This is a genomic window from Faecalicatena sp. Marseille-Q4148 (assembly GCA_018228665.1).
Classification (GTDB): domain Bacteria; phylum Bacillota; class Clostridia; order Lachnospirales; family Lachnospiraceae; genus UBA9414.
In genome coordinates, this window is sequence record CP073692.1 from 1,444,575 (window position 1) to 1,459,821 (window position 15,247).

Sequence of the window (15,247 nt, forward strand, 5' to 3'; positions counted from 1 at the left end):
GTCTTTATTTCGCCAACTCAAGCATTCTGGTCAAAGGCTGTTTCGCCCGCTCCATCGTCATTTCGTCAAGCTGCACCTCATTTGTCTCATGCAGAAGCACATCATAAATCTTCTCCAATGTAACAAGCTTCATTCCCGGACAGTCTTGATGAATATTAATTGGATAAAATACCTTCTCCGGATTCTGTTTCTTTAATTCGTAAAAAACTCCCGCTTCTGTTCCGATCAAAAACTCTTTCTGCTCACTGGCAGATGCGTACTTGATAATTCCGGAAGTGCTTCCTGCATACTCTGCCAGATCCACGACTTCTTTCGCACATTCCGGATGAACAAGAAATACCGCATCCGGATGTTCTTCTTTCGCTCTAAGCACATCTTCTTTTCGGATCTGACGATGAATCGGACAATATCCGTCATTAAAAATAAATTTCTTCTCCGGAACTTTCTCCGCCACATGCTGTCCAAGATGCTGATCCGGAATAAAGTAAATATATTTATTCGGCAGGGCACGCACAATCTTCTCCGCATTTGCAGAAGTTACACAGACATCTGCCTGTGTTTTTAATTCTGCCGTAGAGTTGATATAACACACAACTGCCACATCTTCATACTGTTCTCTTACCATACGAATCCGTTCCGGGCTTGCCATATGCGCCATCGGACAATCTGCCTGCAGATCCGGAAGCAGTACCTTCTTTTCCGGATTCAGAAGCTTTGCGCTTTCTCCCATAAAGGAAACACCGCAAAGCACAATGATATCTGCATCTGTCTTCGTTGCCCGCTCACTTAAATAATACGAATCGCCAATATCATCCGCAATTGCCTGCACCTCGTCCGGCACATAGTAATGAGCCATGATCACAGCATTTTTCTCCTGTTTCAGTTTTAAAATCTTTTCCTCCAACGCTCCCATATTCCGAGCCTCCTTTTTATCATTCCCACGGATTATACACCAAAACTTTACAACTGACAAGACAGTTGTTGTACTTTTGTCAATACAGACAATTTCAAAGCAATTTCCCGCAAAAAACAATAAAAAACATCCCAGAGCAACCTCTCCGGAATGTCTTTATTCTTCTGCCATGATTATCTGCCAACTGATTTTCAGAAAATACTGTCGTGTTAAATCTCTCTCAGATGCTCCTGATCGATCATCTTCACGCCCTCTCTTGTCAGCACTTCTACCGCCTTCTCATTATCTTCCACACGGAAGATCATATAAGCTACCTCCTGCGTCTTATGATGAAACGCATATGTATATTCAATATTAATGTCATTATCTCCAAGAATTGTCAAAATACGGTACAAATATCCCGGCTCATCCGGTACTGCCACTGCCAGTACCTTTGTAATAGAAAATACATACCCTTCATCTTCCAGCATATGCACCGTCTCATAAGTGTCATCTACAATTAGCCTGAGTATTCCAAAATCTCTCGTATCTGCCAGTGAAAGTGCCCGTATATTAATATTGTGTTTACACAGCACCCGAATAAATTCAGCCAGCTTTCCCGCTGTATTCTCCACAAATACCGAAATCTGTTTTACTGTCATGTCCTCTTCCTCCTTCATGCCGCTTCTTTCTGCCAACTGCTCATCTATTTGAACCTTCCATTCTCCAAAGCCAATGCGTTTCCTGCTTCAAAGAAAACATCGCTATTTGCGCGGTTCTTCATCAAAATTAACTACAACCTGAAACCCTCTTGGGGTATCTTTCACTTCATGGACAATGCCCTCTTTCGATCTGATCCGCTCAAAACTCCGGAAAATCCCTGACATAGCCACTGATGGTTCGATAATATAACTGTAAAGACTTCCGTTCGCACGCTCCGTAATCTTAACCACATCGCCTGCCTTCACAAGTCCAGGGCGTTCCATTCTAAATTCTTCCTGTCTCATCCGACAAGCCTCCTTCCTCTGCTTACTATAACATTCTGACGCAAGAAATTCAATCCTGACTCACATACAGATGCACGCTTTCTTATATTTTTCATACTATATATTGTAAATTCAATGAAAGGGGTAACTGCACATGCAAAACTATCCAAATATGAATGTGCCTCAGAGAATGCCAAATCGTCAGAGCTGCGGATGTACCCGCATACGTCAGACTGCTGTCGAAGATCCATTAAAAGGCATGCCGCTTGCTATGGCTTATGTTCCGTGGCAGCAATGGGCCTGCCCATATGAAGCAACAAAAGGCTTCTGCCGCGGAACTATTTTCGAGGCCCTCGATAAACCATTTATGCCAAAAGGAGGGATGATGCGATGAGAAATCAATCCCGGCGTCAGGAAATGCTCCATCACATTAATGTTGTAAGCTTTGCTGTAGATGACATTAAATTATTTCTCAATACGCACCCGGACAATCAGGAAGCGCTAAATTACTATCAGGAATACAGCCGTCTCCGCAATGAAGCTCTGAAAAAATATGCTGAAGAATTCGGTCCTCTCACGGTAGATTACGCAATGCGCTCCGATTCTTATACGTGGAACTGGATCAATGATCCGTGGCCGTGGCAGGAAGGAGGATGTTAATATGTGGAATTATGAAAAAAGACTGCAGTACCCTGTAAAAATCTCACAACCGAATCCCAAAATGGCGCAAGTCATCATAAGTCAGTTTGGTGGCCCGGACGGCGAGCTTGCTGCCTCTATGCGCTATCTGAGCCAGAGATATACGATGCCATACAACGAAGTAACCGCTACCCTGACTGACATCGGCACCGAAGAGCTCGCCCATATGGAGATGATCTGTGCGATTGTCCATCAGCTTACGCGCAATTTAACTCCGGAAGAAATCGAAAAATCCGGTTTTGCTCCATATTATGTAGATCACACACTGGCGCTCTGGCCACAGGCGGCAAGCGGAGCTCCCTGGACAGCAACTTATTTTCAGTCAAAAGGGGATCCTATCACTGATCTGCACGAAGATATGGCAGCAGAACAAAAGGCAAGAACAACTTACGATAACATTCTCCGTCTCGTAAAAGATCCTGAAGTCTGTGATCCGATCCGCTTCTTAAGAGAGCGGGAAATCGTCCACTATCAACGCTTCGGTGAATCACTGCGACATGTGCAGGATCGTCTCGACAGCCGCAATTTCTATGCGTTCAATCCGGAATTTGACCGCAGAAACTGCCAGACATCATAGCATAAGCATTTTCCTGTATTCACAGATAAAAGGAGCTGGCGCACTCATCTGCCCAGCTCCCTTTATTCATAATGATTACTTGCTCCACAGCTCATCAATTGCCAATGCCGCCAGAATATCAAGTTTTAACGCCCGCAAAAGCACCTGAATATTCTGTGCCTCATCCGGTCCGTGAGCGCTTCCGTGACCTTCGGGAAATGGTTTCTTCTCTCCCTGCTGTCCCGCACCAAAGCCGCATCCCTGTTTAAAATGTCTTGCATAGGTACATCCTTCCATAATATATGGACGATCCTCCAATGTTGTCAGCTTATGATACAACTCTACAAGAAGCGATGGGATTTCTTCCTCTTCTGAGATCCAATACCCCTGATCCAGTCTCAGAACAGTCATCTCTAATCCCTGTTTTTCCGCAAAGGCGCGGATTTTTTTCTCAGCTTCATCAAGGTTTTCGCTGGACGGAAGTCTCAGATCGCAGCACAAAATTCTTTCTTTTGTCATCTCATCGATTTCTTCTGTCACTTTGCATCGAGATCTTCCGCAAACCGGATCTATTACCGACAGTCCAAACACTTCTCCGGTACTGTCTTTTTGCAATAGTTCTTTGACTTCATCAACAGTTTCTTTCCCTTTAAGCTGAAATTTCAACACGCTTTTCTCACCATTCGTAATCGGAAAATCATCATCCGCTGCAATTCCAAACTCCGGCTGCCCCGCTCTTTGAAGATAATATTTCAGGTCTTCCATATCTGTTTCTTCGTGGGAACCTACAAACAGTCGGATATCATTCATCGGAATCAGCTCTTCTTCTTTTAAAAATGCCAGCGCATATAAAAGCGCGATCAGCGGCGCTTTGTCATCCACCACCCCGCGTCCAATTATATAGCCTTTATCCACAATTCCTTGAAAAGGCGGGTACAGATTTCCTTCCGATGCCGGAACAACATCCGCATGTGCTGCAAAAAGCAGTCGTTTTCCACTCTGCTCCTTTTGCAGTCTGATCTCCAGGCCATAATAATCATAATTATCCACAATTAATCCTTTTTCTTTGGCAAGCTCTGCACAAAAGTCCAGCGCTTCTGCACATTTTGCCCCGTATGGATATGCTGTACATCCTTCTTCCTCGACACTTGGTATTCCTACGAGACGACATACATTTTCAATGATCTCATTTTGATTGTTTTCAATAAACGTATCAATCTGTCTATTGATTTTCTCCCAATTTCTGGACATTTTTTGCCTCCTTGCCTGCAAATACAGGAAGTTCTGAAACGAGCACTGCTCCGAGGATCAGCGCTGATCCGATTAACATCTTCGCGGTTACCTGTTCATGAAGCAGAATAACAGAAAAGACTGTTCCAAATACTGCTTCCATTGAAAGAATAATAGCTGCTTTCGTTTCTTCCACATATCTCTGTGAGAGTGTCTGTAAAAAGTAAGTCAGGCAGGTACTGATCAGACCAAGATATAACACTGCCCAGATGCTGTTTTTATCTGCATGGAACGCCAGCTCCCCTGAAAAGAGATAGCCCACCAAAGAGCATACAAATGCCATCGCCATCTGAATAAAATTCAGTACCATAGGCCGGATTCTTCCAACAAATTCTCCTGTCAGGAAAATCTGGAATGCGAAGCAGACCGCACAGACAAGGGTAAGGGCATCGCCGATTCCCATACTGAAATCTGCCTGCAGCGAGAGCACTCCGGCGCCTATGATTGCCATCGCCGCTCCTACCAGAGACTGTGCTTTTACTTTTCTCTTATAAAGTACCATCGCAATAAATGGAACAAACACTACATTCGTAGCTGTTAAAAATGCATTTTTGGACGGTGTCGTATACTGAAGTCCAATAATCTGAAGTGCAAATCCTCCAAACAGAAAGAATCCAAGAATTGCACCGCATTTCCATTCTTCTTTCCGAATCGTTTTAATCTCTTTTCCTGCAAGTGCTGCCATTACAATCGTTGCAATCAGGAAACGGATTGCCATAATCTGAAAAGGCGTCAGCCCTACAAGCGCAATATCGCTGGCTACAAAGCCCCCTCCCCATATGATTGTTACTGCCAGAAGTCCTGCAATTCCTAATTTGTTTTTCATTGTTTCTTTACTCCATTTCTAATGTATCTGCAGGGAATAGATTCTTCTTGCCGATACGTCCGTACAAAAATACACTTAGACAGAATCTTGAAAGCTGATCCAATGCAATCACAATCCAAATTGCTGTGATCGGAAGCTTCAGAACAAATGCTGCCAGCAGGCAAAGCGGAATTCTGACGATCCAGATTCCAAATCCTGCTACGAGCATTGGCGTATTCTTATAACCAAGCGCCCGGATTGTTCCATTGTATATTCTTGATAAGTTCTGCGGAATCTGAATAAATCCCATCACAAACACATATACAACACCAATTGCCTGAAGTTCCGGTTTGTTCGTCATCATCTGCATAAATACTTTTGGCAGCAGGATCAACAGAAGCGATGTTACAACACTGATAGCTGTTCCTACTTTCAAAAGTTCTTTAAAGTATATTTTCTGCAGCTTCTGATCCCTCTTTCCGATTGCACGCGCCGCCAATGTTGTGGAAGCCGTACTAAAGCCGATCGCAGGCATTTCCGTAATCGTTTCCGCCTGGATTCCAAGCTGATAAGCTGCAAATGCCGCCGCTCCGTAAGAAAGAATAATCTTACTTAAAATGATAGCTGAAAATTGCCAGAACATGCTTTCCAAAGCTGCCGGAATTCCTGTTGTATATACTTCATAAATGCATTTACGGTCAAGCTTAAAGAAACTTCCCTGACGTACCGTATCTGAGAATAATCCCTTTTTCTTATTGTACAGCAAATACAATCCAAGAACAGCTCCAAATGTCTGCGCTGTAACAAGCGCTGCAGCTGCACCCTGAATTCCCATTCCTTTCAATGGACCAATCCCAAAAATGAATACATAACCGCAGACAATGTTTACAATATTCATTGCTGCCGCAATATACATTGGTGTTTTTGTATTTCCATATCCCTGAAACGCTGCTGTAACAAGAGTCATTATAACATTTCCTGTAAATCCTATCACTACAATTTTCATATAACTTTGTGCAAGTGTCAGAATTTGTGGATCTTTCGAAAAGAATCCGAGGAAAATATCCGCGCGGAAAAATAAAAAAATCTGCACAAGCAGAACGACTGCTAATTCTGTCAGCAACGTCTGCTCCATAATTTTTCTGCAGTTTTCTTTCTTTCCTGCACCATAGGCGCGCGCAATCAGAACCGTAGCACCAATTGCCACTCCTTTATAAAATACCCACAGCGTATCCGTTATCCTGACGCAGATCCCCTGTGCAGAAATATCATTTGCCAGAAGTCTTCCAACCATCGCTGTTGTAATAAGACTCGCTGAAATCTGGAGAATGTTTTCCAGGATCATCGGAATAATGATGTGGTAGATCTCTCGTTTTATCTTCTTTGTCTCGTACAAATAATCCTCCCTTCTAAAAATAAGTGCCGGGGGAAAACCCCCAACACTTATCTTTCATCCCGATTATTATTTACCGAATTTTGCTTCCATTTCTTCTTGTTCGTCACTTAAAACTTTTGCAGGATCTGCATCCTCCAGGAGCACTCTTGCAACACAGTTTTTAGACATTTCAATTGCTTCTGCGAAGTTAGAAGTATAGTTTACCTGTGGTACTGTTTTACCAATCTCTGTAAACATATCAAATAATTTCTGTCCGCCAAAGTATTCATCGCCTTCCTGGAATACTTCTGACTCTAATGCCGGAAGGTATGACGGATATAAACCATAGTTCTGGAATCCTTCTACGTTTGCATCAACATCTTCCATACAGAATTTTACAAATTCTTTTGCTGCTTCTGCATTTTCACTTGCTGACGGAACTGCAAGAACTGATCCACCGTTAGATGCGCCCATTGCTTCTGCATCTGCATCAAATTTTGGAAGTGGCATACATGCCCATTTGCCTGCCTGATCCGGAGCTGCATCTTTGATAGAACCAACCATCCAAACAGCCTCTGCGATACATGCAAATTTGTCAGCTGTCATACCTGCTACCATATCATCCCAAGATGAGTTATTAAATGTAATACCTGCTTCGTACATTTTTTTGCACATTTCCATTGCTCTAATAGATTCTTCGGAATTTACCTGCGGATTTCCTTCTGCATCAAAATAGAACTTACCAAGCTGCATTAACATGAAACGATATGTAGCATCACTTCTTGACTCTGCCATACAAAGCATGTCAACACCTGTTTTATCTTTCAAAACTTTACCGGCTTCAATGAAATCATCCCATGTTACGATATCTTCAGCTTTGATTCCGGCTTCTTCAAATAAGTCTGCACGGTAGAACATTCCACACGGGCCGGAATCCCACGGATATGCGATAATTTTGTCATCGCTTGTACATTCGGCGATCTTAATCGGGAAGAAATCATCTTTATTGATCATATCAGTAAATTCTTCAAATTTACCTGGGAACTTCTCACCGAATTTTGCCATTTGCTCACCCTCGAGAGATACAATATCCGGAAGTCCGATTCCAGACTGCAGACATGTTGTCATTTTCTGGTATACCTGCTGAACACCCATCTCTTCAAAATTGAATTCTACATCTGGATATTTCTCCTGGAATCTCTCTGCCTGCGCTTCCATATGAGCTAAAGCCACATCCCAGCTCCATACTGTAATCTCACCGGATAATTTTCCGTCATCAGATCCGCCCTCTTTCTTCGCATCGGATCCGCCACCGCCGCAAGCAGCTAATGATACTGTCATTGCTGTTGCCATTAAAATTGCCAATAGTTTCTTTTTCATTTCATTTTCCTCCTTTGATGAAATTTATTCTTTTACAGCTCCACCCATAACGCCGGCAACGAACTGTTTCTGAAACACAAGAAAGACAATTAAGATTGGTAATACTGCAAACACTGTCGCTAACATAATTACACCGTAATCTTTTCTCCATGCAACTCCATCCAGCATAGAAAGCGCTACCGGGAAGTTATACATAGATTTTGTTCCTAAAATGATCAACGGCCACATGAAACTGTTCCACATACTCATGAACATGTAGATTCCCATTGCACCAAGCGCAGGTTTCATGGAAGGCATAACGACTTTCATAAAGATTGAGAACTCGCCATATCCATCAATTCTCGCCGCCTCGATCAGTGATGTCGGGAATGCCAACATATTTTGCCGCATCAGGAACATTCCGAATGCTCCTGCCAGACCCGGAAGGATAACTGCCTGATATGTATTTGCCCAACCGATATTATTCATTAATGTAAACAGCGGCACATACATTACCTGTCCCGGAATCATCATTGTTACCATAATGATACCAAAAATAAGGTTTTTCCCTTTAAATTCATATTTTGCAAATGCATATCCTGACATAGAGTGGAGAAGCATTGCCAGTCCTGTATAAGTAAATGTCAAAATACAGGAGTTCAACAGAATTCTTCCCAGATCCAGACGTTTATTTAAGTTTGCCAGGTTCGCTAATAAGTTTGTGCCAAAGAAAAGCTTTGGTGTCGCACTTAAAATATCTGCATTTGTATTTGTCGCTGATACAAACATAAAGTAGAACGGAAACAGAGAGACAAATGCTGCAATTATAAGAAATACATATGTAAAGATTTTAGATACATTTGCTTTACTTTTCTTCATTAGTCTTCTCCTCCTTTCGACATTCTAAACTGAATGATTGACAAAATTCCAATGATTACAACGAGTGCATAGCTGATTGCAGCTGCATAGCCGAACTTGTAATATGAGAATCCTGTATTATACAAATAATGTCCAATTGTAATGGTAGCATTATCCGGTCCTCCGCCTGTTAAGATGAAAGATTCATCGAACAACTGCAATGTACCGATTGTTGATGTAATGCTGACAAATAAAATGATGGATTTTACCATCGGAATTGTGATGTAGAAGAATTTCTGGAACGCATTTGCTCCGTCAATATCTGCTGATTCATATAACTCCAACGGAATTCCTTTTAATCCGGCGATCATGATGATTGTATTGTATCCTGTCCATCTCCATGTGATACCAATAATGATTGCCATTCTTGCACCCCACACAGTATTCAGCCAGTCAACTCCAGTGAATCCAAGTGCTCTTAGTGCATGGTTTACAAGACCAAAATCTGTGTTAAATAATAACTTAAACACAATTGCATATGCTACTAATGCTGTTACTGACGGCAGGAAGATACTCATACGGAATCCGGAGCGGAACTTTAAGAAAGCCTGTTCCACCATAACTCCGAGTACCAGTGAGAGTACTACCATGACCGGTACCTGTACTGCCAGGTAAATAAATGTGTTTTTCAGTGATTTCCAAAAGATTGGATCTTTGAACATCGTAACATAGTTCTGAATTCCGCAGAAAATATACTGTCCATCTGTAAAATCCTGGAAACTCAGTATTAATGACTTAATAACCGGATAAATCATAAACACTGCAAACAAAATAATCATTGGTGTCAGAAACAGATACGGTGCATTTTTCCTTGTCATTAAGCTTTTTCTCTTTGGCAGACTATAATCTGCGCCTGTTTTGCTGCTCATTCCTTTACCTCCCTTTTATTCAGAATGTTTTTTTATTTTCCGCTGATGCTCCATTCGAATTCGAATACTTCCGGATGCAGACGATCTTTCTCAAGACATTCTGCTCCCCAGCTTGCACTTCCGAGGCCATGCTGTGCATAATCGATACAAAGTACAGTCTCTTCCATCGGTTCTACTTCATTCGTATGCGTTGCTTTTGTAAGCGCTTCCTGCGTATAGTGCAATGCTCCAAATGCAAATGTATCTTTCGCTTCAATGCGGAGAATACGTCCATTCTTTCCTGCAAATTCTACCCATTTTGTATCCTCATGGTTTCCTGTTTCCTGAGGTACTACATATGGGAAATAGAAATCTGACACTGTGCTTTCAAAGCAGCCGAATCTGTTTCCTTCTTTGCAGTCCTTATAAGTTTCCAGAGGTCCTCTTCCATACCATTTTACCTGTTCACATTCTTTTGGAAGAACGTAACGCAGCCCGATTCTAGGGAAGGATTCCGGAAGCTGATTTCCAACCGGTGTTCCGTGGTATTTTACAGTGACTACTCCTTCTGTGCTGATGTGATACTCAGCTTTAATTAAAATCTTCCATTCAAGAATAATCGGCGCATAGAACTGTTTTACAACAATCACAACTTCATTCTCTTTCTCTTCTACTGCAACATTTTCTACAACATTGCATACATGATCGATCATGCCTGTCTGCCAGATTTTTCTTGCATTAATATCATTATCTACCGGAGCACGCCAGAAGTTCATATCTTTTCCTTCCTGGATCAGCGTCTCTCCTTTAAATACATATTTACACAGGTTTCCATGAACACGGTCAAATCCAACTTCAAAGTCTGTTCCCTGAACAAGGATCACTCCTGCTGCCTCAGATACTTGAAGCTCTGCCGCCGGAGCTGTCTGAACTTCTTTCACACCTGCTTTTAATAATTCCTGATGGAATGCAACTTCATGGTGTTCTTCTGCTGCCCATACCGGTTTCTCGCGATACGCAACACGGATTGTCATCCAACAGTCTTCTGCTGCATCCCCAAGCTGTAATTCTTCCGGATGATAAATCTGAACCTGCTTCATCTCATGCGGTTTGATTCCGCTCAAGTCTACTGCAACTTCTTTTACAGTTGTTCCTGCTTCCGGATATTCAATCACTGCTGTTGCTTCCAAATGCTCTAATCCCTGGAAGTCATATTTATTTTCTACCGTGATCATTCCTGTACATGGATCAAAGCCGTGGAAAACAACCGGTTCCAGCACTTTCTTCACTTGCAGAATTGCCGGTGTCGGTGTGCGGTCTGCCTGGATCAGTCCGTCACAGCAGAATGCGCCACTGTTTGGATGATCTTCATAATCTCCACCGTATGTATAATAGGATTTTCCATTTTCATCTGTTTTCTTTAAACCGTGGTCAACCCACTCCCAGATGAACCCACCCTGAAGGCGAGGATATTTCTCATAGATTTCCCAGTATTCCTTTAATCCTCCCGGACCATTTCCCATTGCATGAGCATATTCACATACCACATGCGGTTTTGGTTTTGAAGTATCTTTTCCAAGCATCTCCAACTGATGGTGTCTTGTGTACATCGTACTGTAAACATCTGCAATAGAAGCATCTCTGTCTTCTTCATAGTGGATTAATCTTGTCGGATCATATGCTTTCACAAATTTTCCTTCTTCCACAAAGGCGGAACCGAATCCGGATTCATTTCCAAGAGACCAGAACAGAATGGATGGATGGTTCTTATCCCTTCTTACCATGCGCTCTGCACGATCAATATAAGCTGCTTCCCAAAGTGTATCATCACTGATACGGTTCATTTTCTTTGTATAAGACATCTGGTTGCATTCCAGATCCGCTTCTTCCATTACATAAAGTCCAAGGGTATCACACATATCCAAAAATACCGGTGTCGGCGGATAATGTGATGTACGAACCGCATTGATGTTGTTCTGTTTCATCAGATATAAGTCTGCCAGCATATCTTCTTCCCGGATACAGCGTCCTGTATGTTCATTCCAGTCATGACGGTTCACGCCTCTTAATTTAATCGGAACGCCATTGACGTAGAACAGTCCGTCTTTTAAACAGATTGTCCGAAATCCTGTCCGGCAGGAGTATGCCTCAACGACTTCTCCATTCTGTTTTACCGTCATAACAACATCATACAAATACGGAACTTCCGCTGACCACGGCTGTACTTCCGGAATCTTCTGATCGATTACAACTGTCATTTTGCCTTCCCGGCATTGATTCTCATCATCTGCGTTTACACCGGAAAGAATTACCGGATGTTCTTCTGCAAAAACTTTCTTCGCTCCGTCATATAATTCTGTCTCTATCGTAAGTTCCACTGTCTCTGCGGTATGATTTTCAACGATAAGCTCTCCATGAAAACTTCCTGTGGAAAGATCCTCTTCCAGCAATGCGTCAATCTTATAATCGGATAAATGAACAAGCGGACGGGTAATCAGCGCTACATCTCTGATGATTCCTGCAAACCACCACATATCCTGATTCTCAAGGTAACTTCCGTCAGAATATTTATAAACTTCAACAGCAAGCACATTTTCTCCATGCTTTACATATGGTGTAATGTCAAATTCTGCTGTATTTCTCGGTCCCTGACTATATCCAACCTGCTGTCCGTTTACCCAAACATGATAAGCGCTTTCCACACCGTCAAACCGTAAAATATATTCCAATGTATCCTGTTTTTCAATCTGCAGTGTTCTGCGGTACACCCCTGTCGGATTGTCTGCCTGAATTGTCGGATCATCTGTAATCGGGAATAATGCGTAAGCATCATTATAGTGTGGATGATCATATCCATTTAACTGCCAATGTCCCGGAACCGGCATCTGATCCCATTCGCTGTCATCAAACACTTCTGCTGTGCAGCCTTCCGGAACAAGGAACGGTGATGTAAAATAAGCAAATTTCCATGTTCCATTCAGACAAGTATACTTTCCGCTCTCTTCTTTTTTCTTTGTTCTTGCATCTTCTTTCGACTGCCATCCTGTGTAAAATGGACGAACCGGCATCCGGTTTCTTCCAAGTACCTTCAGATTGCTCCAGTCCTGATGTTGATAATTAAATTCCATATCGGCCCTCCTAAAATCATTTCCTTTTTTTGTTTTTGTAATATTTTTCTGCCCGTCACCGGCAGTTTGCTTTTATCTTTTATAGTTATAACGGCTGACTGTCACTGCAGCTTCCCCGAACCATCAGGTGATTCGGAACAACAACCTTCACACTCTCTGTTCTTCCGCTCATCATCCGCTCCAGTAGAAGCCGCACTGACATTGTTCCGATCAAATCATTCGCTAACTTCACACTTGTCAGCGGCGGGGTCATAAATGCTGCTGATTGCACATCATTGCATCCAATGATTGCAATTTCATCCGGAACACTGACTGCATTTTCTTTCAGCGCACGCAGAAATCCAATGGCAAGACTATCATTTTCTGCAAATACCGCTCTCGGAAGCTTACGATGTTCTCTTAAGATTTTCTTTCCGAGTTCATATCCATTCGTAATATAGCTATTGTTTGTCAGCCAGACAAATTCTTCCCGGAACAATCCTCTTTGCTCTAACATCTTTTTAAAATACAAATAACGCCTGTCTGCCTTTAGCGCCCCATAAACCTCAATTCCATACGTTCCGATATAACCAATTTCCTGATATCGGTTTCTTTCAAAACACTCTACCGCTTTCTGCACAACACTCTCAAAATCATTGACAATGTAATCCGCATTCAATTCTCCGTCTTCCAGTTCAAAATCTGCACAGACAACAGGAATATTTGCTTCTCTGAGCAATGTCCTCAGCTCGCTTGCATGAAACCACAGTCCCGGATGACCGACTAAGACAATCCCCTGAAATTCTGAAAACTTTTCGATTCCTTTTTCCATCGTATCCAGAAAGATCTCTTCGACCTTCATACCATTCTTTTCCAGTTCCCGTTTTAAACTCAGACGAACAATCTGATAATAACTGTCTTCAATTTCCAGCAATTCCTGATATAAAAGAAAGATTCCTATCTTTCCCTTCGGCAGGTCTACGAATGTATGTTCCAACCGTTCTGAACGCCCCCGGTATTCCAGCTCTTCAGCTGCTCTCAAAATCCTCTGTCGCGTTCCCTCCGATACGGAAAATGTTCTGTCATTCTTTAACACCCTTGAAACTGCGGCCTGTGATACGCCTGCCTTTGCTGCCACATCCTTTAACGTCGTCATTTTACCACCTTTTTTACCAAACAGTTTTACTACTTTTTACTTTCGAACTTTTTTGATAATGTAATTATAGCATCTGTTTTAGCACCTTTCTATTATTTTATTCTGTTTTTAATTATTTTTTTGTATATTTTTATTACTTTTTTAATCTTTTTACTAATTTACTTGTTTTATTTAGTAATTATATTACTAAATATTTGTTATTTTTATATCACTCCACCTCCTTTTTTAACTGTATTTTACTTATATATTGGTAATTTTAGCATAAAAAATTGCTAAAATCATTTCTTGTTACGAAAAATATCTCTCTTTCCTTCCTTTTCTCTCTGTTATTTTTTTCTCACAATAAAAAAAGACAGCACGTTTAGAAGTTTATACATACTTTAAACGTACTGCCTTTTGATATATTTATTTTTCTGTTCTTCTGCCTTCCTTATAGCGCATACCGGACCGATAATCTGATTATCTGCGCCGTTTCTTCGGTTCTTCCTGATTTTTCAAGTAAATCAGAAGCAATCCTTTCAACAGCAGCGCATCATCTACAATAATTTCATGATGGCAATGCGGTATAATCACCTGTGCCAGACCACCTGTAGCAAGCACCGTTGCTTTTTCTCCAAGTTCCGTCTCGATCCGTTCAATCATACCGTCGATGCAGGCTGCATTTCCATGCACGACACCACTCTTCATACACTCTGTCGTATTTTTCCCAATGAGACGCTTAGGAGCTTCCAGGCTGATCTTAGATAACTGAGAGGTTCTGCTGACAAGGGAATCCAGAGAAACTCTTATTCCCGGCAAAATCATTCCTCCGATATAATTCCGCTCCCGGTCTACAACAGAAAGTGTCGTCGCAGTTCCCATGTCGATTACAATCAGCGGAGGCTGATACTCATGCAGCGCTGCAACCGCATTGACAATCAGATCGCTTCCTACCTGAGCAGGATTATCCATCTGAATATGCAGGCCGTTTTTTACTCCCGGTCCCACAACCATTGCCTTTAATCCCGTCACTTTTTCCACCGATTCTCTCATCTGATTGGTAACCGGAGGAACAACAGAAGAGATGATAACACCATCCAGATCTTTTCCTTCTATTCCATATAATTCTAATACATTTTTAATACTGATTGCATATTCCAGAACTGTCTTTGTTGCATCTGTAGAGAGGCGCTCTACAAACACAACGTCCTCTGCTGTCCGCAGACATCCAATTACAATATTTGTATTTCCTATATCAATTGCAAGTACCATCATTA

15 protein-coding genes are annotated in these 15,247 nt (G+C 42.0%); 3 read left to right on the forward strand and 12 right to left on the reverse strand.

Annotated features, from left to right (window positions below; all coding sequences use genetic code 11):
- Window positions 1-4: 4 nt before the first annotated feature.
- The 3 genes from nadA to KFE17_06840 form a co-directional block, all read right to left on the reverse strand.
- Complete coding sequence (nadA, locus tag KFE17_06830) at window positions 5-913, reverse strand: quinolinate synthase NadA (GenBank protein ID QUO33431.1); 909 nt, start codon at window positions 911-913, stop codon at window positions 5-7.
- A gap of 209 nt (window positions 914-1,122) precedes the next feature.
- Window positions 1,123-1,554 (reverse strand): ACT domain-containing protein, encoded by a 432-nt coding sequence (locus KFE17_06835; GenBank protein ID QUO33432.1) that lies wholly within the window; start codon window positions 1,552-1,554, stop codon window positions 1,123-1,125.
- 102 nt (window positions 1,555-1,656) lie between these two features.
- Window positions 1,657-1,899 carry a hypothetical protein gene (locus KFE17_06840; protein ID QUO33433.1) on the reverse strand — a complete coding sequence of 81 codons (243 nt, stop codon included), beginning with the start codon at window positions 1,897-1,899 and terminating at the stop codon, window positions 1,657-1,659.
- 133 nt (window positions 1,900-2,032) lie between these two features.
- Here KFE17_06840 and KFE17_06845 point away from each other — a divergent pair, with 133 nt between their 5' ends.
- From KFE17_06845 to KFE17_06855, 3 genes are read left to right on the forward strand one after another with little or no spacing between them, the layout of a single operon-like run.
- On the forward strand, window positions 2,033-2,272 hold the full coding sequence (locus KFE17_06845) for a spore coat associated protein CotJA (protein ID QUO33434.1): 240 nt from the start codon (window positions 2,033-2,035) through the stop codon (window positions 2,270-2,272).
- On the forward strand, window positions 2,269-2,538 hold the full coding sequence (locus KFE17_06850; protein QUO33435.1) for a spore coat protein CotJB: 270 nt from the start codon (window positions 2,269-2,271) through the stop codon (window positions 2,536-2,538). The genes KFE17_06845 and KFE17_06850 overlap by 4 nt, the downstream gene beginning before the upstream one ends.
- A gap of 1 nt (window position 2,539) precedes the next feature.
- On the forward strand, window positions 2,540-3,154 hold the full coding sequence (locus KFE17_06855; protein QUO33436.1) for a manganese catalase family protein: 615 nt from the start codon (window positions 2,540-2,542) through the stop codon (window positions 3,152-3,154).
- A gap of 75 nt (window positions 3,155-3,229) precedes the next feature.
- Here KFE17_06855 and KFE17_06860 read toward each other — a convergent pair whose 3' ends face one another.
- The 9 genes from KFE17_06860 to KFE17_06900 all read right to left on the reverse strand — a co-directional run bounded on the left by KFE17_06860 (window position 3,230) and on the right by KFE17_06900 (window position 15,242).
- Window positions 3,230-4,384 carry a M20/M25/M40 family metallo-hydrolase gene (locus KFE17_06860; protein QUO33437.1) on the reverse strand — a complete coding sequence of 385 codons (1,155 nt, stop codon included), beginning with the start codon at window positions 4,382-4,384 and terminating at the stop codon, window positions 3,230-3,232.
- Window positions 4,356-5,249, reverse strand: a complete 894-nt coding sequence (locus KFE17_06865; protein QUO33438.1) for a DMT family transporter — start codon at window positions 5,247-5,249, stop codon at window positions 4,356-4,358. The genes KFE17_06860 and KFE17_06865 overlap by 29 nt, the downstream gene beginning before the upstream one ends.
- Window positions 5,250-5,256: 7 nt before the next feature.
- The gene (locus tag KFE17_06870) at window positions 5,257-6,624 is read right to left on the reverse strand and encodes an MATE family efflux transporter (protein QUO33439.1); all 1,368 of its coding nucleotides are present in this window, start codon (window positions 6,622-6,624) and stop codon (window positions 5,257-5,259) included.
- A gap of 66 nt (window positions 6,625-6,690) precedes the next feature.
- Window positions 6,691-7,983, reverse strand: coding sequence for an extracellular solute-binding protein (locus tag KFE17_06875; GenBank protein ID QUO33440.1), 1,293 nt, complete (start codon window positions 7,981-7,983; stop codon window positions 6,691-6,693).
- Between the two features lie 24 nt (window positions 7,984-8,007).
- Window positions 8,008-8,841, reverse strand: coding sequence for a carbohydrate ABC transporter permease (locus KFE17_06880; protein QUO33441.1), 834 nt, complete (start codon window positions 8,839-8,841; stop codon window positions 8,008-8,010).
- Window positions 8,841-9,749: a sugar ABC transporter permease gene (locus KFE17_06885; protein QUO33442.1), complete on the reverse strand. Its 909-nt coding sequence runs from the start codon at window positions 9,747-9,749 to the stop codon at window positions 8,841-8,843. The genes KFE17_06880 and KFE17_06885 overlap by 1 nt, the downstream gene beginning before the upstream one ends.
- A 32-nt stretch (window positions 9,750-9,781) precedes the next feature.
- Window positions 9,782-12,856, reverse strand: a complete 3,075-nt coding sequence (locus KFE17_06890; GenBank protein ID QUO33443.1) for a DUF4981 domain-containing protein — start codon at window positions 12,854-12,856, stop codon at window positions 9,782-9,784.
- An 85-nt stretch (window positions 12,857-12,941) separates the two neighbouring features.
- On the reverse strand, window positions 12,942-13,991 hold the full coding sequence (locus KFE17_06895; GenBank protein ID QUO33444.1) for a LacI family DNA-binding transcriptional regulator: 1,050 nt from the start codon (window positions 13,989-13,991) through the stop codon (window positions 12,942-12,944).
- A 459-nt stretch (window positions 13,992-14,450) separates the two neighbouring features.
- Complete coding sequence (locus KFE17_06900) at window positions 14,451-15,242, reverse strand: type III pantothenate kinase (protein QUO33655.1); 792 nt, start codon at window positions 15,240-15,242, stop codon at window positions 14,451-14,453.
- Window positions 15,243-15,247 lie beyond the last annotated feature (5 nt).

Excerpts from the sequence above, each read along its gene's own strand:
- KFE17_06895 (QUO33444.1), bottom strand. The coding sequence starts at position 13,991 with ATGACGACGTTAAAGGATGTGGCAGCAAAGGCAGGCGTATCACAGGCC.
- KFE17_06850 (QUO33435.1), top strand. The coding sequence starts at position 2,269 with ATGAGAAATCAATCCCGGCGTCAGGAAATGCTCCATCACATTAATGTT.
- KFE17_06865 (QUO33438.1), bottom strand. The coding sequence starts at position 5,249 with ATGAAAAACAAATTAGGAATTGCAGGACTTCTGGCAGTAACAATCATA.
- nadA (QUO33431.1), bottom strand. The coding sequence starts at position 913 with ATGGGAGCGTTGGAGGAAAAGATTTTAAAACTGAAACAGGAGAAAAAT.
- KFE17_06855 (QUO33436.1), top strand. The coding sequence starts at position 2,540 with ATGTGGAATTATGAAAAAAGACTGCAGTACCCTGTAAAAATCTCACAA.
- KFE17_06890 (QUO33443.1), bottom strand. The coding sequence starts at position 12,856 with ATGGAATTTAATTATCAACATCAGGACTGGAGCAATCTGAAGGTACTT.
- KFE17_06840 (QUO33433.1), bottom strand. The coding sequence starts at position 1,899 with ATGAGACAGGAAGAATTTAGAATGGAACGCCCTGGACTTGTGAAGGCA.
- KFE17_06875 (QUO33440.1), bottom strand. The coding sequence starts at position 7,983 with ATGAAAAAGAAACTATTGGCAATTTTAATGGCAACAGCAATGACAGTA.
- KFE17_06885 (QUO33442.1), bottom strand. The coding sequence starts at position 9,749 with ATGAGCAGCAAAACAGGCGCAGATTATAGTCTGCCAAAGAGAAAAAGC.
- KFE17_06860 (QUO33437.1), bottom strand. The coding sequence starts at position 4,384 with ATGTCCAGAAATTGGGAGAAAATCAATAGACAGATTGATACGTTTATT.
- KFE17_06900 (QUO33655.1), bottom strand. The coding sequence starts at position 15,242 with ATGGTACTTGCAATTGATATAGGAAATACAAATATTGTAATTGGATGT.
- KFE17_06845 (QUO33434.1), top strand. The coding sequence starts at position 2,033 with ATGCAAAACTATCCAAATATGAATGTGCCTCAGAGAATGCCAAATCGT.
- KFE17_06835 (QUO33432.1), bottom strand. The coding sequence starts at position 1,554 with ATGACAGTAAAACAGATTTCGGTATTTGTGGAGAATACAGCGGGAAAG.
- KFE17_06880 (QUO33441.1), bottom strand. The coding sequence starts at position 8,841 with ATGAAGAAAAGTAAAGCAAATGTATCTAAAATCTTTACATATGTATTT.